General features: G+C 67.4%; 17 protein-coding genes and 1 riboswitch. Of the genes, 4 read left to right on the top strand and 13 right to left on the bottom strand.

Translation table 11 applies throughout. The features are described 5' to 3' along the window. Positions 1–105: 105 nt before the first annotated feature. From cbiB to FVQ98_RS13245, 11 genes are all read right to left on the bottom strand, one after another. The gene (gene cbiB, locus FVQ98_RS13295; protein ID WP_147913937.1) at positions 106–1083 is read right to left on the bottom strand and encodes an adenosylcobinamide-phosphate synthase CbiB; all 978 of its coding nucleotides are present in this window, start codon (positions 1081–1083) and stop codon (positions 106–108) included. Between the two features lie 393 nt (positions 1084–1476). After that, positions 1477–2049: a hypothetical protein gene (locus FVQ98_RS13290; protein WP_147913936.1), complete on the bottom strand. Its 573-nt coding sequence runs from the start codon at positions 2047–2049 to the stop codon at positions 1477–1479. 120 nt (positions 2050–2169) lie between these two features. Continuing rightward, positions 2170–5322, bottom strand: coding sequence for a LysM peptidoglycan-binding domain-containing protein (locus tag FVQ98_RS13285; protein WP_147913935.1), 3153 nt, complete (start codon positions 5320–5322; stop codon positions 2170–2172). A gap of 361 nt (positions 5323–5683) precedes the next feature. Next, the gene (gene bioB, locus FVQ98_RS13280) at positions 5684–6718 is read right to left on the bottom strand and encodes a biotin synthase BioB (protein WP_147913934.1); all 1035 of its coding nucleotides are present in this window, start codon (positions 6716–6718) and stop codon (positions 5684–5686) included. Positions 6719–6745: 27 nt separating this feature from the next. Next, positions 6746–7261 (bottom strand): methylated-DNA--[protein]-cysteine S-methyltransferase, encoded by a 516-nt coding sequence (locus tag FVQ98_RS13275; protein ID WP_304653957.1) that lies wholly within the window; start codon positions 7259–7261, stop codon positions 6746–6748. A gap of 11 nt (positions 7262–7272) precedes the next feature. After that, on the bottom strand, positions 7273–7854 hold the full coding sequence (gene cobO / locus FVQ98_RS13270) for a cob(I)yrinic acid a,c-diamide adenosyltransferase (RefSeq protein ID WP_147913933.1): 582 nt from the start codon (positions 7852–7854) through the stop codon (positions 7273–7275). 13 nt (positions 7855–7867) lie between these two features. Next, positions 7868–8722: an ABC transporter ATP-binding protein gene (locus FVQ98_RS13265; RefSeq protein ID WP_147913932.1), complete on the bottom strand. Its 855-nt coding sequence runs from the start codon at positions 8720–8722 to the stop codon at positions 7868–7870. Further along, positions 8719–9762: a FecCD family ABC transporter permease gene (locus FVQ98_RS13260; protein ID WP_370512959.1), complete on the bottom strand. Its 1044-nt coding sequence runs from the start codon at positions 9760–9762 to the stop codon at positions 8719–8721. Before FVQ98_RS13260 ends, FVQ98_RS13265 begins: the two co-directional genes overlap by 4 nt. A 40-nt stretch (positions 9763–9802) precedes the next feature. Further along, positions 9803–10684 carry an ABC transporter substrate-binding protein gene (locus FVQ98_RS13255; protein ID WP_147913931.1) on the bottom strand — a complete coding sequence of 294 codons (882 nt, stop codon included), beginning with the start codon at positions 10682–10684 and terminating at the stop codon, positions 9803–9805. After that, entirely contained in the window at positions 10681–11259 is a 579-nt protein-coding gene (locus tag FVQ98_RS13250) for a bifunctional adenosylcobinamide kinase/adenosylcobinamide-phosphate guanylyltransferase (protein WP_147913930.1), read from the bottom strand. The genes FVQ98_RS13255 and FVQ98_RS13250 overlap by 4 nt, the downstream gene beginning before the upstream one ends. 156 nt (positions 11260–11415) lie before the next feature. Continuing rightward, positions 11416–13275, bottom strand: a complete 1860-nt coding sequence (locus tag FVQ98_RS13245; RefSeq protein ID WP_147913929.1) for a TonB-dependent receptor domain-containing protein — start codon at positions 13273–13275, stop codon at positions 11416–11418. Between the two features lie 87 nt (positions 13276–13362). Continuing rightward, a riboswitch (cobalamin riboswitch) is annotated at positions 13363–13626 on the bottom strand. A gap of 77 nt (positions 13627–13703) precedes the next feature. Between FVQ98_RS13245 and FVQ98_RS13240 the strand changes: the two genes are divergently transcribed. From FVQ98_RS13240 to FVQ98_RS13230, 3 genes are all read left to right on the top strand, one after another. Continuing rightward, entirely contained in the window at positions 13704–13958 is a 255-nt protein-coding gene (locus FVQ98_RS13240; RefSeq protein WP_147913928.1) for a DUF904 domain-containing protein, read from the top strand. Beyond that, on the top strand, positions 13955–14308 hold the full coding sequence (locus FVQ98_RS13235) for a cell division protein ZapA (protein ID WP_147913927.1): 354 nt from the start codon (positions 13955–13957) through the stop codon (positions 14306–14308). Before FVQ98_RS13240 ends, FVQ98_RS13235 begins: the two co-directional genes overlap by 4 nt. 1014 nt (positions 14309–15322) lie before the next feature. Beyond that, on the top strand, positions 15323–16147 hold the full coding sequence (locus tag FVQ98_RS13230; RefSeq protein WP_147913926.1) for a sulfite exporter TauE/SafE family protein: 825 nt from the start codon (positions 15323–15325) through the stop codon (positions 16145–16147). Positions 16148–16227: 80 nt separating this feature from the next. On the opposite strand, the gene FVQ98_RS13225 is transcribed toward FVQ98_RS13230, so the two are convergent. Beyond that, positions 16228–16908, bottom strand: coding sequence for a sulfite exporter TauE/SafE family protein (locus tag FVQ98_RS13225; RefSeq protein WP_147913925.1), 681 nt, complete (start codon positions 16906–16908; stop codon positions 16228–16230). Next, the gene (hemN, locus tag FVQ98_RS13220) at positions 16908–18290 is read right to left on the bottom strand and encodes an oxygen-independent coproporphyrinogen III oxidase (RefSeq protein ID WP_147913924.1); all 1383 of its coding nucleotides are present in this window, start codon (positions 18288–18290) and stop codon (positions 16908–16910) included. Before hemN ends, FVQ98_RS13225 begins: the two co-directional genes overlap by 1 nt. 201 nt (positions 18291–18491) lie before the next feature. Between hemN and fnr the strand changes: the two genes are divergently transcribed. After that, positions 18492–19211, top strand: coding sequence for a fumarate/nitrate reduction transcriptional regulator Fnr (fnr, locus tag FVQ98_RS13215; protein ID WP_147913923.1), 720 nt, complete (start codon positions 18492–18494; stop codon positions 19209–19211). Positions 19212–19298 lie beyond the last annotated feature (87 nt).

Here is a 19298-nt window from a genome sequence, read left to right as displayed (position 1 = left end):
GAGGATGCGTTAACCATCTATTGCAGCCAACAGAGTTGACTATGACAGCGGATGCTTGGATTGTGCCTGGCGTACTCAGAGATGCTGGTGGCGCCCCTTGAGTCGTTATAGCGACAAAAACAGGAGAACCGCCCCTGCCAACAACACAGATAACACTACGCTGCGCGAGCCGATGGCACAGGCGCGCAAAGTGTCCGCCGCTTCGGGCAGGCGAGCGCCCGCGTTCAGCGCGTATGCGCCCGGCTTGCCCAGCCGCACGCCCAGCGCCAGCGCCATGGCCGCCATCGGCCAGCCGCTGTTGGGTGACGGCGTTTGACGCGCCTCGCGCGCCAGCGCACCGGCGCCGCGCCATCCGCCCACCAGCCAGATCAGCGCGGCGGTGATGCGCGCGGGCACCCAGCCCAGCACATCGTCGGCGCGCGCCGCCCACTTGCCGGCCCAGGTCCAGTCGCGCCCACCGCGCTCGCCGCGGTAGCCCCACATCGCATCGGCCGTGTTGGCAAAGCGGAACACTGCCGCGCCCGGCAAGCCCAGCAGGGCAAACCAGAACAGCGGTGCGACCAAAGAATCGTTCAGGTTCTCGGCCAGGCTTTCGATGGCGCTTTCGCGCACGCTTTCAGCCGACAGCGCGGCCACATCGCGACTGACCAGGCGCGCCAGTTGCACGCGCCCCGCGGCCAGCGATTCGGTCAGCGCGCCCTCCACCGCCAGCACCTCGTCGTGCAGCATGGCCCAGGCCAGCATGGGTTTCAGGAGCAACCCTAACGCCAGCGCTGCCAGCCACGCCGGCTGCGTCAGCACCCAGGCCTGGAACAGCCACGCCAACGCGAACACCGCAGTGGCCGCGGCGCACCATGACAGCGCGGCGAAGCCAAATACTCGCGCGTCGGACAGCACGCGCGGTTCACCCACGCGCGGCGCCAGTCGCTCGCCCGCCCAAGCCAGGTAACGCCCCATCCATGCCACCGGGTGCCAGCGCAAGGTCGGCTCGCCCAACACACGGTCGATCGTCAACGCCAGCGCGGGAACCACCGCCAGCAGCACGGCATGGGGGTCAGGCGCTCCTGACAGCCACGTTGTCATGGCGTATTTCTCCAGGCTGTCGGTTGCAGGGGCGAGCCAATGCGGTCATGGGGGCGATTGTCCTTGAGCCCGCATAGGGCGCGCGAGGGACGGTCGTGAGGCGGCTTGAGCCAGTGACGCGCACGCCCAGGCTGGACGCCGTGCCATCAGCGATTTGACGGAGCCCAGCGCAGGTAGGCGGGGTCCGCGGGGCGAACTTTGCACAAGCGTTCGTCCAGCCCATCGATCATTTTTTTATAGCTGCTCGCGCTTTCTGGATGCAGCTGGAGCCGCAGTTTCATCAATTTCCGCATGAGAACGTCGAGCTTGGACTTGGGCCCAGTCTGCCGTCGGAACCGTCGGACAGGCGCGCTGCGCGGGCTGGCCTCTGACCCCCAAGCGGGCTTGGCCGGATCATTCCTCAGGCGCTGCCACTGTCGACTCCTGCGCACGCAGCGGCGATGCAACAGGCGCGAGCGGCTTGACTGGCACAAAGGATCGGGTCAATGCCATCACCACCGACACCACGCAGCCGGCGCCGAGCAGCCAGACCAGCGTACTGACCGGAGCATCCCCAGGCACCAGCGCCGCGATCAAAGGGAACACCAGCAGCGACAGCAGCGGCGGCGCGCACAGCACCACGAAGGGAAAGTCGTTGTTGGTCAGCGTCTCGCCGCAATGGCGGCATTGCGCAGTGTCGTCCCTGCCGAGCGACCACTTGCGCAGCGGAGACAGGGCGGCGTGGCCGCAACGCGGGCAACCCAGCCCGACCGTCGCTGCCCACAATGAATGGCCGCGCCCACGGGCATCGGCCATGCGAGCCCAGGCCAGACCGCCAAGCACCCAGAACGCCGGAAAACAGACCAGCGCGATCATCAGCGTGGCCGCAGGCCAGCCGCCCCAGAGCTGCTGCATACCCAGCAGCAGCGCCAACAGCAAGAAGCCACCGATCACGGCGCCCGCGAAGATGGCTGCAAGTGCTTTCATGGAACGACTGTAGCGCCTGGGCGTTCGCTGAAGTGCGCCCCGCCCAGGTGGCGGTTGCCGGATGCTGGGGGTGCGCTGGCAGCGCGGCGTTTGCTAGACCGCTGCTGGCCTGGCACCGCGTCAGCCTGCCAGGGTCGGCGCGCCAAGGCTTCGCAACAGCTTGTCGATCTGCGCGGTCGACGTCGGCCCGTTTTCGACGAAAACCGAGCCGGATTCCGTGCTCACTTCGGTGGTGGGCTCCCAGTCACCGTCGTTGGATTGGGTCGCCTTGACTTGCCCGACGTCGCCGTCGGTCTTATCGAGGGTGCGGTGCATGTGGTCACGCATCTGCCCCAGTTGCTGCGGCGACAGCTGGTTGATCCAGTCGACGAACTTGCGCTGCTGCGCGGGGTCTTCGAGCTTCAACCCCTTCAATTCGGCGTAGCGGTTGAGCAGTGGCACCACGCTGTAGCCTTCGCCGCTCTGGTCGGTCAGCGCGCGCGCCGCGGCTTCGCTCACACCGCCCTTGCCGTCGGCGTCCTGGCCGATGTGCTGGATGAACCGGGCAGAAGCGCCGCCATCGTTGTCGAACTCGTGCGCCGTGACCTGCTTGTGGTGCTGCCAGACCATGAGACCGGCCGCGGAAATGCCGATCAGCGCAATGCCGGCCCAGGCCACCGGACCTCCCCACACGCCGGCAGCGGCCACCGAGGTCATCACGCCGCCCACGCCACCTGCGGCATACAGGGTGCCGCTGACGCCGTCGCCCTCGCCGAACGCGCGGCCAGCGGCGATGAAGTCGAAACCCGAAGCCACGGCCCCGAGCACACGGCCCGCCACTTTGCCGCCGACGATCTTGGCCGCGCCTTCATCCGCCACGGCGCCCGTGCCGATGCGGAATTCGGTCACCCTGTTGGCAAGTCCTGCTGCGTCCACCAGCACCTTGGCGATGCGATCCGGCGACTGGTCACCCGCAGCGACCACGGTGGAGCCGGCCAGGCCCACGCCCGCCAGCGCCACGCCCGCGCCCCGCAGCAGCTGACCGGCCAACGTGCTCTTGTCAAAGGCCTTGAGACCTTCCTTGCCTTCGTACAGCCCTGGTTTTCCGGTGACAGGATCCTTGAGCTGCAAGCCCATGTTCTTGCCCAGCCCACCGTCGCTGCTGAGGAACTCGTTGAAGTCCTTAAGTCGCCGCGCGGCGACTTCCACCGTGTCTCCGGCCTGCGGCGTGAGCTTGCGCAGTTCCGCCACCGCACTTTTCAGATCGTCCTGCTTGACGCCCAGGTACTTGGCGAAAGCCGGACTTTCGAGTCGCGCCATGGCGCGATCCAGACGCGCCGCGCTGGCGGCATCGCCGGGCTTGAAGTCCTTGAACTGGTTGATCTGGGCCTGAACGAAGGAGGTGCCCGCCTGCGCGATGAGTTTGCGGCCTGCGTCGGTCAGCTTGGTCGAGCCGCGGACTGTCGGGTCGGCCAGCAGATGGAGAAGGTCATCCCCCGACTTGCCGTCGAGCAGCGCGGGTTTTTTATCCCAGGCGGTCTTCAGTGAGAGTGCGACCGCCGGATCGTTGAGCACATCGGCCAGCGCCTTATCTCGGCCCGGCGCATTGGGCGGCAGCTGCCCCAGCGTCGCCAGTTGACTCTGCAAGGACTCGCCCTGCGAGGCCAGCTTGTCCTGCAGCGCCTTGCCCTTGGCTTCCCACTCCGGGCCTTTGCTCTTGGTGTAGTCCGCGACAGCCTTCTCAAGCTGCTCGGGTGTCATCGAGCCGGCGTAGTTGTCAACCAGCCAACCCAGCTCGCTCATGTGCTCGCTGTACTGCTTGGCGGTTTCTGTGATCTCGCTGCGTCGGCTGGCGATGCCGTCGTAAGCCTGCTGAACCACCGAGGCCGCGTCAACCCCAGGTTGCTTGGACAGCGCCACAGCGTACGCCGGACTGCCGCCTTGCGACACGTGCAGGCGGATAGCGTCGCGATCATTGACGCCCAGTTTGGCCATCGATTCGAGGTTGGCTTTCCCCGCGGGCGTGTCGGCGCCGCGGTCGAGCACCTTCAGCATGTTGGCCATTCCGGACGGACCGAACGGATTGCCACCGCTTTCGTTGCGGTAACTTTCCACGTAGCGCCCTAGGGTGGGCAGCGTTTTGGCAGTCAGAGCAGTGGCCAGGGCAGGATCGATGCCGCGCGTCAGCAGCTCCAAGCGCTCCATCGTCTTGGCGATCGGCACCTGCTGCCCCGCGCCATTGAACTCCTTGCGCGCCTTTTCATCGGCCTTCTTGGCGTCGCCGCCGGCCAGCGGGTCCATGGCCCAATTGGCCGCGTCCTGCAGCAGTTGTTCGCGCTTCGGGCTGGCCAGCACAGCGTCGCGCACTTCCGGTGGTGCTGTTTGCACGCCTTCTTGTAGCGCTTTCACCTGCGCCGGCGCGTCGCCTGCGGCTCGGGCCTTGTCGATGATCGCTTCGGCCTGGCCGGCGGGACTGGCGCGGTAGCGGTCGTCGGCCAAACGGGTCAGCGCGGTGTCGAGCTGGCGACTGGCCGGCGCGTCCGCCTGGTAGCGGTCCTTGAGCTGCTTGCCGGCGGCGGCGTAGTCGGCCTCGCTGGGCTTGGCGCCAGGCGGCAAGGTGGTGCGCACGCGCTCGTCCAGCTCGGACTGCACAGCGGTCTTGAGCTTGCCTTCGGCCGCCGTGACGCCCTGGTGCACCTCATCGCGCGCGGCGCGGTTGGTGTCGGCCGGCAGTTCATCGTAGGCGCGCTGGGCGCGGCCCAGGTCTGCAACGGCGGCATCGGTGGCCTGTACCTTCTGCTCCAGCGGGGTGGCCCGGGTTTGGCCTGGCACCCAGACTTCCTGACCCGCGCGGACCGCGTTGGCGTTCGGGATTTCGTGGCGATTGGCGCCGGCGATGTCCTGCGCGCTGACGCCGGGGTGCTGTCGGGCCAGCTCGGTCAGCGTCTGGCCGGGCTCGACCACGTCCCGCGTGGGCTCGCGTCCGTAGTCGGCGCCGATGGGGACGTTGATCTCCTGTCCGATTTCGATCTGATTGCCGTCGCCGATCTGCGGGTTCGCCGTCTTCAGCATGGGCACGTCGGTCTGATAGCGGCGTGCGATCTCGGTCAGGTTTTCGCCCTGCTCTACCGTGTGTCGGACGTAGTGCTCGGGCGGTGGCACATCGGGCTTGCCCTGGTGCAACTCGGGCTGCCGCACCGCCGGGTCAACGTCCTTGCGCGGCGGCGGTGGCGGTGGGGGAGGCGGTGGGGCTGCAACGGGACGCTGAGGCGCTTCGGTAACTGGCGTGGTCATGGTGTGCTTTCAGAAAATGAAGCACGTGCGCGCCAACGACGCCGCACATGCCACCCACCACGTCGGCGTGCGACGGCAATGGGTTGGATGTGGGCAGTCTAGAAAGCTGAACCGCTTCCGTCATCTGGTGCGGTTCCCGATGGGAATCACCCCAGCAAAACGGTCACACCGGTGTCACGCGAATGTGCATGGCGCCGGCACTGACATGCGGAATCGAACCAGCACCGTACAGAATGATTCGTTTTTATAGCGTGCCGCGCTTGCGCTACTGGGGCTGGCGACCTGAAATGCCAGAAAACCGGACTCGCCCGCCACGCGGTGCGGTCGTTCCGCAGCCCGAGCCTGACGAAGCTGCGGCGCCCTATCGTCCTGACACGCCGGGTATTCCGGCGCGGCTGACGATGCCCAGGCGCTTGAACAGGGTCCGGTCGGCCGCCACATCCGGGTTGCCTGTGACCAGCAGTTTGTCGCCATAGAACACCGAGTTGGCGCCGGCCAGAAACGCCAGCGCCTGCACCGCATCGCCCTGCTGCTGACGCCCGGCCGACAGGCGCACGCGCGCCGTGGGCATGGTGATGCGCGCGGCGGCAATCACGCGCACCCACTCGAACGGGTCGAGATCGGGCTGATCGGCCAGCGGCGTGCCTTCCACCTTGACGAGATGGTTGATTGGCACGCTTTCGGGGTATTCGGGCAGGTTGGCCAGTTGCGCGACGAGGCCGGCGCGGTGGCGACGGCTTTCGCCCATGCCGACAATGCCGCCGGAGCAGACCTTGACGCCCGCGTCCCGTACGCGCCCGAGTGTGTCCAGGCGGTCTTGGTAGTCGCGCGTGCTGATCACCTCACCGTAGAAATCCGGCGCGCAGTCGAGGTTGTGGTTGTAGTAGTCCAGCCCGGCATCGCGCAGGCGCTCCGCCTGCCCCTCGGCCAGCATGCCCAGCGTCACGCAGGCCTCTAGCCCGACATCCTTGACCGTGCGCACTAATTCGGCGACAGCGTCGATGTCGCGATCCTTGGGTGCGCGCCAGGCCGCGCCCATGCAAAAACGGGTCGCTCCCGCCTGGCGCGCCGCCTCGGCCGCTGCGCGAACCTCACCGCTGGCCATGAGTTTCTCGGCCTTGACGCCCGTGTCGTAGTGCACCGACTGCGGGCAGTACCCGCAGTCCTCGGGGCAACCACCGGTCTTCACGGACAGCAGCGTGGCCAGTTCGACCTCATTGGCGTCGAAGTGCTGGCGATGAACTTGCTGCGCCCGCCACATCAGGTCGTTGAACGGCAGGTTGAGCAGCGCATCGATGGCGTCAACGCTCCAGCGCTCGCGCACAGCCTCGTCAGCGGCCGTCGACCGCCTTGGGTGCAGGGTGACGGGGTGTTCGATGAGGTCGTTCGATGTCATGGACAGTTCTCCTTTGCAAATACTCGATCAGATCAGTCGGCGCTCGCCGCTTTCCAGGGCCAGCAGCCATTGCTTGCGCGGCAGGCCTCCGCCATAGCCGGTCAACGTGCCGTTGCTGCCGATCACGCGATGGCAAGGCACCACGATCGACACCTTGTTCTGTCCGTTGGCTGCTGCCACGGCGCGCAGGGCAGTTGGCTGGCCGATGTGCTGCGCTTCCTGGGCGTAGCTCCAGGTGCAGCCGTACGGAATTTCCTGCAGCGCCTGCCACACGCGCAATTGAAACGGCGTGCCGACCAGATCCAGCGCCACGCCGAAACCCTGGCGCTCGCCAGCGAAGTACTCAGTCAGTTCGCGGCCCAGCTGTTCGGTGAGCGCGCTGGCGCCGGCCACTGCCGCACCGCCGCGCGCCGCTTCGACCTGGGCCTGCTCGCGCTCGACACCGCCCTGCCCCACGAACTCCAGCAGGCACACGCCGCTGGCCGAGCACAGGGCCAGCATTTCGCCCAGCGGGCTGTCGTAGCGGTGCAGGATCAAACTCACGGCATCCGCCTTCAGTCCTCGATCCCACGCTGCGCAGGCACACCGGCCTTGAAGGCGTGTTTGATGAGCGTCATCTCGGTCACCGTATCGGCCAGCTCGATCAGCTCTGGGGGGCAGCGCCGCCCCGTCAGGCAGACGTGCACGTCCTTGGGCCGCTCGCGCAAGGTCTGCACCACGTCTTCCAGCGGCAGCCAGCCGTAGATCAGCGGGTAGGTGATCTCATCCAGGACGATCAGAAAATGCTCACCGTCCAGGATTGCGGCGCGCGCCTTCTGCCAGCCGTCGCGGGCCAGTTGGGCGGAATGGTCCAGGTCCTTGCTCTTCCAGCTGAAGCCGTCGCCCAGCCCTTCGATGGGTATGCCCAGCTGCTCGAACATGCGGTGCTCGCCGAAGCGCGCGCTCGGCACCTTCATGAACTGGAAGATGCGCACCTGCTTGCCATGCACGTGCTGGCGCCCGAACGCCCGCAGCGCCAGGCCGAAGGCCGCCGTGCTCTTGCCTTTGCCGTCGCCGGTGTTGACGATGACCAGGCCGCGGCGTTCGCCCTCGGGCTTGGGGGTGTTGCGTTCGGTGGGTGGGTTTTCAATCTGCATGGGTGAAATCCTTTCAGGGGGTGTCAGCGCGGGCGGCTGCGGGGTCGCCCGAGTGATCTGCGTGCGCCGCACTCTGCGGCGCTGCCGCCATGCGCGGCACCGCCACCCAGTGTTCGCGCACCGGGTAGATGCTGACGCGCCAGTCAAACGCCGCCTGCAGCGCGCGGTGCGTATCCGGGCTGGCGCAGGCGCCGTGGTGGACGACGGCGCCGTCCTTGACGATCAGCAGGTCGTCGGCCTGCAGCGCCATGCCCAGCTCGTGCAGCACGCTGACCACCGTACCGCCCGTGGCCACGTGGGCGCGCACCACCGCCAGCCAATCGGCCTGGTGCGGCGGGTCCAAGTGGGCCAGGGGTTCGTCCATCAGCCACAGCGGCGCCTGCACCGCCAGCAGGCGCGCCAGCAGCACGCGCTGGCGTTCGCCGCCCGACAGCGCGCCCAGACGGCGTTCGCGCAGCGGCCAGACCTGCATGGCTTGCAGCGCGGAGCGTGTCGCGGCGTGGTCGATAGCAGAAGCCGGCGCCAGCCACGCGCGGTGAGGCAGGCGACCGAGCAGCGCGACGTCGTAGGCGCGCAGGTCTTCGGTGCCAGCCTCGCTCTGGCCCAACCAGGCCAGCTGACGCGCACGCTCCCGTGCGGGCCAGTCCGCCAGCGGGCGTCCGGCCAACTCAACCTGGCCTTCCGTCGGCAGCAGACCAGCCAGCACGCGCAGCAGGGTCGATTTGCCGGCGCCGTTGGGGCCGACGATGGCGGTCCACCGCGCCGTGGGCAGTGCCACCTGCAGCGCGCCCAAAACCGCACGGTTTCCGATGGTCGTCCTGGAGGAATCTGCACGAACAGCTATCGTTTTTGCAGCAAAGATACTCATCCCCCGCCCCCGCGCGTGCGCCGGTACATCAACCACAGCAGGTAGCTGCCGCCCAGCACCGCCGTCAGCACGCCGACCGGCAGCTCCTGCGGCGCGATCAGCACGCGCGCGGCGATGTCGGCCACCGACAGCAGCAGCCCGCCGGTGATGGCCGACAGCAGCAGCAGCGGCCCGTGCGTCACCCGCAACAGCCCGCGCACCAGGTGCGGCGCGGCCAGCCCGACAAAGCCGATCAGCCCCGCCTGCGCCACCGCCGCGCCGGTGCCCAGCGCGAGCACGGCGACCAGCAAGGCGCGCATCGGCGTCAACGGAAGCCCCAGGCTGAAGGCCGTGGATTCGCCCAGGCTGAGGCCGTCCAGCACCCGCGCGGTGGCCGCCGACAGCACCAGCAGCGGCACCAGCACCAGCGCCAGCACGCCGCATGCGGACCAGCCCAGCAGGCCGGTGTTGCCCAGCACGAAGGCGAGCATGCTGCTCAGCACATCGGGGGCGCTCAGCGTCACCAGGTCCTTCACCGCGCCCAGTACGTAGCCCACGACCACGCCCGCCAGCAGCAGGCGCAGCGTGTGCTGCACGCCCTGGGCCAGCAACAGGGTCAGCAGCACGCCGCCCAGTGCACCTAGGAACGCCCCGCCGGTCAGCCCCAGCTTGAGCCACCAGCTGGCCGCAGCCACCGGCGTGCCGGAGAACACCAGCAGCACCGCCACCCCCAGCACGGCGCCAGAAGCGCTGCCCAGCAGGAAAGGGTCGGCCAGCGGGTTGCGAAACAACCCCTGGGCCACCGCGCCCGACAGGCCGAGCAGTGCCCCTGTGAGCCACGCGCCCACCGTGCGCGGCAGGCGGATGTCCATCACGATCTGCCAGGCCACCGGGTCGCGCACAGCCTGCCACAGCGCATCTAGGCCGGTGCTGCCCACACTGGCGCCCAGCACCATGACCAGCGCTGACAGGCCGAGCAGCAGCGGTGCCAGCCAACGGCGGCGCGCACCGCGGGCGTGCAGCCCCTCGACGGCGAGACCGTTGGCGGTCATCTGGCTCATGTGGACACTCCGGCCAGCGTGCAGGGACAGCGGCGCATGCTCAGCGCGCCGGCTCGCGTTGGCCGCGCAGGCCCTTTTCCACCGCGCAGCGCGCCATCAGGCGCGCCGCCTCGGCCATGCGCGGGCCAGGCCGCACCAGTATGTCGACTTCTTCCGTCGTGAACACGCACATGCGGCGCTCGCGCAACGCGCGCAGCTGGCCCCAGCCGGGCCGTCCGGTCAGCTCGCGCACGCTGCGCGCGCCGACCATGATCAGGTCCGGATCGGCCCGCACCACCAGTTCAGGGTTGATGCGCGGAAAAGGCCCCAGCTCCGGCCCGATGATGTTGCCCAGGCCCAGCCGCGTGAGCATCTCGCCGATGAACGACTGAGGCCCTGCAGCGTGCGGGCCGCCGCTGGCTTCGAAATACACGCGCTGGCCGCGCAGGCTGGGGGGCACCGACAGCGCCGCCGCGTCCACACCGGAGTCTATGGCGCGCAGCACCCGGTCGGCGGTCGGCAGTTGCAGGGCCGTGCCCAGACGCTGCGTGACCTCGCGCACCTGCGCGCCGGTGCGCGGCTCCATCTGCAGCACGCGCAGGCCCAGGCTGCGCAGACGATCGGCGGCGCGGGTGGAGACGGACGCCAGCACCAGATCGGGCTTGAGCGCCACCACCGCCTCGACGTTCGGGTCCAGGCCGCCGCCCACCTGCGGCAGTCTCTTGACCGGCGCCGGCCAGTTGGAATAGCGGTCCACGCCCACCAGGCGCTCGCAGCCGCCCAACTCGCACACGGTTTCGGTCAGCGACGGCAGCAGCGACACGATGCGCAGCGGCGGGGTGTCGAACTGCACCGTCCGGCCCGTGTCGTCGGTCACGTCGTAGGCCCAGGCGGGCACGCAGACCCACAAGACCAGCCACCAGGCGCACAGCCAGCGCTTCATAAACTTCCTTTCAAGGCCAGCGGACAGCCGGCCACCATCAGCGTCACGCGGTCACACGCAGCGGCCACGCGCTGGTTGAGCGCGCCCAGCGCGTCGACGAAGGCGCGCACCTCGCGCCCGAGCGGTATGACGCCCAGGCCGATCTCGTTGCCCACCAGCACCACCGGCCCGGGCGCGGCGCCCAGTGCTTCGAAAAAGTGAGCTTCCTGCGCAGTCCAGCCGTGCGCCAGGACCGTATTTTGCTCTGAAGCGGTGTCTGCATGCGGCATCAGCCAGTGGGTGAGCCACAGCGTCAGGCAGTCGACCACCACCAGGGTATCGGCGCGGGAGCATTCCGCCAGTGCCGCGGCCAACTCGCGCGGCGCCTCCACGGTATGCAGGGCGGGCACCCGCGCCGCCCGGTCCTGCTGGTGGCGCCGGATGCGGGCGCGCATCTCGTCGTCGTGCGCCTGGGCGGTGGCGATCAGCACGGCGCGGTGGGCGCCATCGGCCGCCAGCCAATCGGCCGCCAGCTGCTCGGCGCGGCGCGACTTGCCGCTTTTTTGCCCGCCCAGAATGAATTCGCGCTGCGCCATGTCCGCCACCGTCAAGCCGCGCAGGCGCCCGTTGGCGCCGCCTCGGATGCGGCGAAGGCGTCACGGCGGGGCATCAGAACTATTAATTTCATAGCTGCCTTCGCAGATTCATCTAGGGCCGGAGGGCGATTTGACTTGTATTTTCGCCCCCCGTACTCAGAAGCGCGGCGTCCAGCGCACGCCCAGGTAGAAGGTGCGGCCCGCCGTGGCGTAGCCGCGCGCCAGTTGGTAGTCGCGGTCGCCGATGTTGTCGATGCGCGCCAGCAGCGTCCATTCGCGCGCCAGCGTGGCCGAGGCGTAGAGGTTGACGATGCCATAGCCACCCAGCTTGTTGGTGTTGGCCGCATTGTCCCAGCGCTTGCCAGCCGCCAGCCATTCAGCGCCGAGCGTCCAGTCGCCCACGCGGGTGTCGGCGTTCAGCTTGAACAGCTGCTTGGCGCGGCGGGCCAGTTGCTTGCCCGTGTTGGCATCCTTGGGGTCCTGCAGGTCGAGCGAAGCCGACAGGTTGAGGCCACCGAACTTGTGCGCACCGGAGATGGTCACGCCCTGCAGGCGCGCGCGGCCGGTGTTCTCGTAGCATCCGAAGGTCGACCCGCACGGCCCGGCCGCGCCAAAGGTGATGAGGTTGCGCACCTTGTTGCGGTAGGCCACCACGGCAAAGCGGCTGGCGCCTTGTGACCAGTGCAGGCCTAACTCGACGTTGCGTCCCTCTTCCGGCTGCAGCGCAGGCTGCCCGTACATGCTGAAGCGCTGGTAGAGCGTGGGCACGCGAAAGGCGGTGCCGACCGCCGCCGTTACACGCCAGCCAGGCGCAAAGCTGTAGCCGTAGGCCAGGCCGCCGGTACTTTCGCCGCCGAATTCGCTGTCACGGTCGTGGCGCAGGTTGACCTGCAGGGTATGTGCGCCGCCCGTGAAGCCGTAGCCCAGCGCGATGGCGTTCTGGTGGCGGCCCTGGTCGATCGGGTCGTTCTTCAGGTGGTCCTCGCGCCGCTCCAGCGCAGCCGTGACCAAGTGGCCGCCCGAACGCCATTCGTTCTGGAACAGGTAGTTGCGCAGCGTGGTTTCGGTCCGGTAGGGATCGGGCGTGGTTTCGTAGCGCTGGCGCGATTCGGTCACGGTGAAACGCGTGCTGTAGCTCTTGGTCCACTGCGCCGACCAAGCCGCACCCAAGGTGGCCAGGCGGTTGTCGCCCAGGTCGTCCAGTCCGGGCTTGTAGCCGTCGTACTGCGCCTTCATGCGGCTGTAGGTGCCGCTGGCCTCCAGCCGTTGCGCATCATTCAGTTGGACGCCAACACGCCCCGTGAGCGCATTGCTGCGGTAGCCGTCGCGGTCGGGATTGGTGCCGGGGCGGCTGTCAAAACCGTCACTGCGGGCGTGGGTAGCGCCCAGCGCATAGTCGACCGCGCCGCTTTGGCCGCTGAAGCCGGCCTCGAACTTGCGCGTGCCCTGGTTGCCAAAGCCCGCGCCGACGTAGGGCGTGAAAGGGCCATCGCCCTTGCGCGTGAAGATTTGGATCACGCCCGCCATGGCGTCGGAGCCGTACACCGCCGCAGCGGGGCCACGAACGATTTCGATGCGTTCGACCTGGTTCAGGCTGATCGACTCCCAGGGCGCACCCCCGGTGGATTGGGTATCCACCCGCACACCATCAATGTAAACGGCGGTGAAGCGGGTCTCGGCCCCGCGCATGAACAGGCTGGTGGTTGAGCCCGGGCCGCCGTTGCGCGACAGCTCCAGTCCGGGCTGGCGCTGCAGCAGGTCGGCGATGTTGACGGCGCCACTGCGCTCAACCTGCTGGCGGTCGATCAGTGTCACGTCGGCCAGCACATCGGTCAGCGGCTGCGCGGTACGTGTGGCGGTCACCACTGTATCCGGCAAGGCAGGCGCATCGATCTGCGCCACGGTGACTGACTCGGGCCGAGACGTGCCAGGCGATTGGGCCCAGGCGGCGGGCAGCGCGCAGGAAAAGGCCAGCGGCAGCCAAACGGGCCGGAAACGGTTCAAACGGTGGGTCATGGAAAAACGCAACAGAAGCAGACCCCTGCCAGCTTCCCCGCCGGCGTCTGGGGCAAAAACGGGCCCGTCCGCCTGCTTTGCATAGCGCACGCTCCCTCCTCGTTGGCCGGTATCCGGGCTGGCGGAGGTCGCTTCTGATGCCTCGCCTTCCCGGCGGTGCTGCAGGGCAGCACGCCAGTGGCGGTGTCAGGCTGAAGCCGGTGGGCTGGCGCGGCCAGCCACCGTCCGCTTACCGTTGCGGGGGCAGCGCAGGTTAGGCATGGCGCGTGTTGCGCCCAGACCCTCCTGCTTCCCGTTGAACTGCGTCCGTGTGAACCACGGCACGCGAGCACCAACGCAAGCGATTGTAAGTGCAGGCCTGGGGGTCGCCGCCGGAGATGGGCCGCCTACAATGGCCCACTTGTCCCGAGCCGTGTGCGCCCAGACAGATGACGACCCCGCCCCTGATCGAACAGATTGCCGAACGCGTCGAGCGACTGCTCGTGCGCCATGAAGAACTGCAGCGGACCAACGATTTGCTGGCACAGCAGGTCCAGGCGCTCACGCAGGAGCGCGACAGCCTCAAATCGCGCCTGATGGCGGCCCGGGCGCGCGTCGACTCGCTGATCGACCGCCTGCCGGATGTAGCCGCTGGCCGCGTGGGCTCGCCTGCCGTGGTCAGCCACAAGGATGACGCGGCATGAAGCAGATCGAAGTCAAGATCATGGGCCAGGCCTACCTGCTGGGTGCACCAGAAGGTGGCGAAAGCCGGCTGCAGGCCGCCGTGCAGCGCGTAGATGCGGCGATGTGCAAGATCCGGGACGGCGGCAAGATCAAGGCGCGCGACCGCATCGCCGTGCTGGCGGCGCTGAACATGGCGTATGAACTGACCGACGACCGCGCTGCAGAGACTGAAGGCGCCGCATCCGCTGCCCCTTCTGGCGAGCCTGCCGCGGCGCAGCCGCCGGCACTGAGCGTGGCCGAGCAGGCCACCTTGGGCGCCCTGCTGACGCGCCTGGACAAGGCGCTGGGCGACGACGGGCGCCTGCTGTAGCCGCTCTGGCCGCCCAGCCGAAGAAAAGCCCCGGGATCGGACCGATCCAGGGGTTTTTTCATGGTGCGACCGAGAGCCTGCTCAGTGATGCTTCAGAGGAAATTGAACACGTCGACCGGGTTGGGATCGAGCATCTTCAGAGTGGGACGGTTGTCCGTGACCTTCACCTTGTCGTGGCTCACAAGCCGTCGGTGGTCGTGGGAACGGTTTGGGCGTCCGGAGCGGTTGGCGGTCCGCCCAGTTTTGGCCCGAACCCGAACGCGTTGGGTGGGGGTCCGTGCTGGCCGTTGGTCAGGCACCGGTCCAGCGCGTCGGTGAGCCCATGATCAGGCCCGCGCTCGAATGGCGGCAATGCAACGGCTACGGTGGATGTTCCCGAGATGTTCATCTGGGCTACTTGGGTAGCCATGGCGGCCGAATACGAGCCCACTGTAGGCAGGGTGTTTGAAGTGATCACCCGGACGCTTCCGAGTCGGGAACAGGCTCATTGGGAAGAGTACCGCCCCGTTTCCAGTCGGCGTGCAAGCAAGGAGCGGCGGTTAAAATGGCGATGTCTGCGGTGCGCGCCGGGCTTTATATTTCCTTGAACCAATGCTCATACGAGCACGGGCTTGGAACATTGTCTGGTCAGCGTGATCGTCTCGCGTCAGATGAACCCAAGGCCAGTACTGACCTCGCCCACCTGAACCCCTGCGTTCAGGATGACGGTCCGGCGGCATTCGCAGACACCTTATTTGGTACACCCCCCTATGGCGCTGCGCGCCTTCCCCCCTCTGCTGCGCGAGGGGGGACAACGCCGATGTGCGGCGCAGGTCCGCACATGGCGTTCGCTGGGATGGCCTGCTCCGCGGCCTTCTGATCCGGCAACCTGGCCGCCCTGCTCCATCGGTATGCGTCTGCTGGGGCGTCGTACGACGTGGTCCAGCTAAAAGCACCACGCCGCATTCCCCTAGACTCTGGGGCGCACCCGCTTGCCAGCGGGCTTTCTTTTCCGTCCCCTGCGCGCAGCCAACCATGCCCATCGAACCCCTGTTGATCATTGAACTCGCCCTGCTCGGCCTCGCAACAGGGTTTCTGGCGGGCCTGCTGGGCATTGGCGGTGGGATGATGATGGTGCCGTTCATCTCGGCCATTCTGGCGGCACGCGGGGTGGCGCCAGGGCTGTCGGTCAAGATGGCGATCGCGACGTCGATGGCGACGATCATCTTCACGTCGATCAGCAGCGTGCGTGCGCACCACAAGCGCGGTGCGGTGCGCTGGGACATCGTAAAGGCGCTGGCGCCCGGCATCGTGCTGGGGGCGATGGTGGCGAGCCTGGGCGTGTTTGCGGTGCTCAAGGGCTCGGTGCTGGCCTTCGTTTTTGCCATCTTCGTGGGCTTTTCAGCCACACAGATGTTTTTGGACAAGAAGCCCGCCGCCGCGCGCCAGATCCCCGGGACGCCCGGCCTGCTGGGCGCGGGCGGGGTGATCGGCTTTCTGTCGGGCCTGGTCGGCGCGGGCGGCGGCTTTGTCAGCGTACCGTTCATGACCTGGTGCAACGTGGCCATCCACAACGCGGTGGCCACCAGCGCGGCGCTCGGCTTTCCGATTGCCGTGGCCAACGTGGCGGGCTACATCATCGCGGGCCAGCACATCGAGGGCCTGCCGCCCTATTCATTCGGCTACCTGTGGCTACCGGCATTGGTGGTGATCGCCTCGTGCAGCGTGCTCATGGCGCCGCTGGGAGCCAAGGCAGCACACGCATTGCCGGTGAAAAAGCTCAAGCGCGTGTTCGCCAGCATCCTGTACGTGCTGGCGATCTACATGCTGTACAAGGGCGTCACCGCCGCGGGCAACTGAGCCAATTCTTTGAAGAAAATACGTCCGCAGCCGTACAGCCACCTGCGCAAGCAGCTACCTTATTAGTAGCAAATCGGCGATCAGGTCGGCACGATGCACCAGGGCGCCTGGTCGTGCATCAGGCCCATCCACAGCCCCCAAGCCGACGTCGCCGCCAGCGCCAGCCCGGCCAGCCGCATGCCCCAAGCGCCGCGCCCGTTGCTGCCCAGCCGCAGCAGCAGCCACGGCCCGACCCACAGCGCGACGCCCGAGCCGATGGCGAACAGCGCCATCACCGTCGCCCCACCCGCCGGGCTGCCGGCCAGCGCCGCGACCATGACGGCGGAGTAAAGCAAACCGCACGGCAACAGCGCCCAGGCCACGCCCAAACCCAGCGGCGCCGCCAGACCCAGCCGCTGGGTGGCGCCGCGCACGCGCGCCCACACGCGGCGCGCGCCCTGATCCAGCCAAACCGGCTGGCGCGCCAGAATCAGCAAGGTCAGGCCCAGCAGGATGGCCGCCACGTGCACCATGGTCCACACCGGGCGCAGCGCCGCCGAATGCACGGTCAGCCAGCCCAGGCCCTGCATCGATGCGGCGGCCAAGGCGCCCAGCACCGAATACCCGGCGATGCGCCCGAGTTGAAAGAGGCCAATGGCTTGTGCGCTGCGGGGCGCAGCCGCCTGCCCGATGCCGGCGCAGGCCGCACCGCACATGGCAATGCAGTGCGGGCCGCCCGCCAAGCCCATGAGCAAGGCGGTAACGGCCAGAGAGGTTTGCATCAGATGATTTTAGAAAACCTCGCGCGGGTGCGGTCGGCCTGCAGGTATTTGTCGAACACCATGGCAACGCCCCGCACGAAGAACCAGCCCGTGGCGGTGACCTGGATGCCGGTGTCGCCGAGCACCACCAGGCCCTGCTCTTGCATGGCGGCGAGCTGTTCGAGCTCCTTGGCAAAATAGGTCTTGAAGTCGATCAGGTGCGCCAGCTCGATCGATTCATAGGACAGCTCGCCCTGGCACATCAGGCCCATGATGACGGCCCGGCGCAGCAAGTCGTCGCGCGTAACGGCCAGACCGCGCGCCACCGGCAGCATGCCGTGGTCGAGCGCGTCCTGGTACTCCTGCAGCGTCTTGGCGTTCTGGCTGTAGGTGGCGCCCACCTTGCCGATGGCCGACACGCCCAGGCCGATCAGGTCGCAGTCGGGCTGCGTGCTGTAGCCCTGGAAGTTGCGGTGCAGGCGGCCCTGGCGTTTGGCCACGGCCAGCGAATCGTTGGGCAGCGCGAAGTGATCCATACCCACGTAAACGTAGCCTGCCTGCTCGAACGCGGCCAACGAACGCGCCAGCATCGACACCTTGTTGGCCGCGCCCGGCAGTTCAATGGCGATGATGCGGCGCTGCGGCTTGAAGCGCTCGGGCAGGTGCGCATAGGCGTACAGCGCGATGCGGTCGGGCCGCAGCTCGGACACCTGAGCCAGCGTGCGGTCAAACGATTCGGGCGTCTGCTTGGGCAGACCGTAGATCAGATCGACGTTGACCGACTCGAAGCCAATGCGCCGAGCGGCCTCCACCAGCGCGAACACCTGCTCGGCGGGCTGGATGCGGTGCACCGCCTTTTGCACCAGCGGGTCGAAATCCTGCACGCCGAAGCTGAGCCGGTTGAAGCCCAGGCGCGCCAGCGTCTCCAGCCGCGCCGGCGTGACGGTGCGCGGGTCGATCTCGATCGAGTACTCGCCGCCCGGCACCAGGCTGAAATTGCGCCGCAACATGCTCATCAGCTCGGTGAGCTCTTCGTCGCTGAAGAAGGTCGGCGTGCCACCGCCGAGGTGCAGTTGGCTCACGCTCTGGCCGGTGCCTAAGCGCTGCACGTGCAGATCCACCTCGCGGCTCAGGTAGCGCAGGTAGGGCGCCGAGCGATCGTGGTGCTTGGTGATGATCTTGTTGCACGCGCAGTAGTAGCACAGCGATTCGCAGAACGGGATGTGCACGTACAGCGAGAGCGGCAAGGCCATGGCCGCGGGGCCGGCGCGGCGCTGCTCCAGCGCCTGGACGTAATCGGGCTCGCCAAAGGCCTCCACGAAGCGGTCGGCGGTGGGATAGGACGTATAACGGGGCCCCGGTACATCAAACCGGGAGAGCAAGTCGGTGGTGATCGCGGGCATCGCTGACGCCTCTCAAAATGTTCGAAAAAGTCAGTGCGTACTGTGGCTCGGATACGCTTGCGGCACCTTGACGACGATCAATTTCGCCCGGCTCCGGCACTGGTTTTTGTCCTGGATCAAAATCACACGCAGCTCGGACATATGAACTAAAATCGGTTACATACCCTCCGCACCAATGGTGGTGCGTTTCTTTCTAGCCGCATGACACCTCAAGCCATCAAAGTCGCGTGTTCCAACTGCAACCTGCGCGAGTTGTGCATGCCCATGGGGCTCAGCGGCGACGATCTGGGGAAGCTGGACGACCTGGTGGCGCTGCGACGAAAGATCAAGCGCGGCACCCCGTTGTTCTCGAACGGCGACAAGTTCACTGCGTTCTACGCCATCCGCACCGGCTTCTTCAAGACCTGCGTGGCCACTGAAGATGGTCGCGACCAGGTCACCGGTTTTCAGATGGCCGGCGAGATCATGGGGCTCGATGGCATCGTGGGCGACCGTCACACCTGTGACGCAATCGCTCTGGAAGACGCTGAGGTGTGCGTCATGCCTTACGAGCGCATCGAAGACCTCTCGCGCGAAGTACCCGCCCTGCAGACGCATGTCCACAAGATCATGAGCCGGGAGATCGTGCGCGAGCACGGCGTGATGCTGCTGCTGGGCAGCATGCGCGCCGAGGAGCGTCTGGCGGCCTTTCTGCTGAACCTGGTGCAGCGCTTGCACGCGCGTGGCTTCTCGTCCAGCGAGCTGGTACTGCGCATGACACGCGAAGAGATCGGCAGCTATCTGGGCCTGAAACTTGAAACCGTGAGCCGCACCTTCTCGAAATTCGCGGACGACGGCATCGTCGAGGTCAAGCAGCGCCATGTGCGCATCCTGGACACCGAGGCACTGCGCGCCATCGTCAACGCGCCGGCCTGTAACTGATCTTGCCCTAGTGGCCTAGGTGTAGTTTCTCAACACGTTGTTCCCGTCGAATGCGAGTCGCGTGATGGGAGGCAGGTGTTCGGTGGC

Source organism: Ottowia flava, from assembly GCF_008017535.1.
Lineage (GTDB): Bacteria > Pseudomonadota > Gammaproteobacteria > Burkholderiales > Burkholderiaceae_C > Ottowia > Ottowia flava.
The sequence above is the reverse complement of the archived record's forward strand: the minus strand, read 5'-3'. Positions and strand labels throughout refer to the sequence as shown.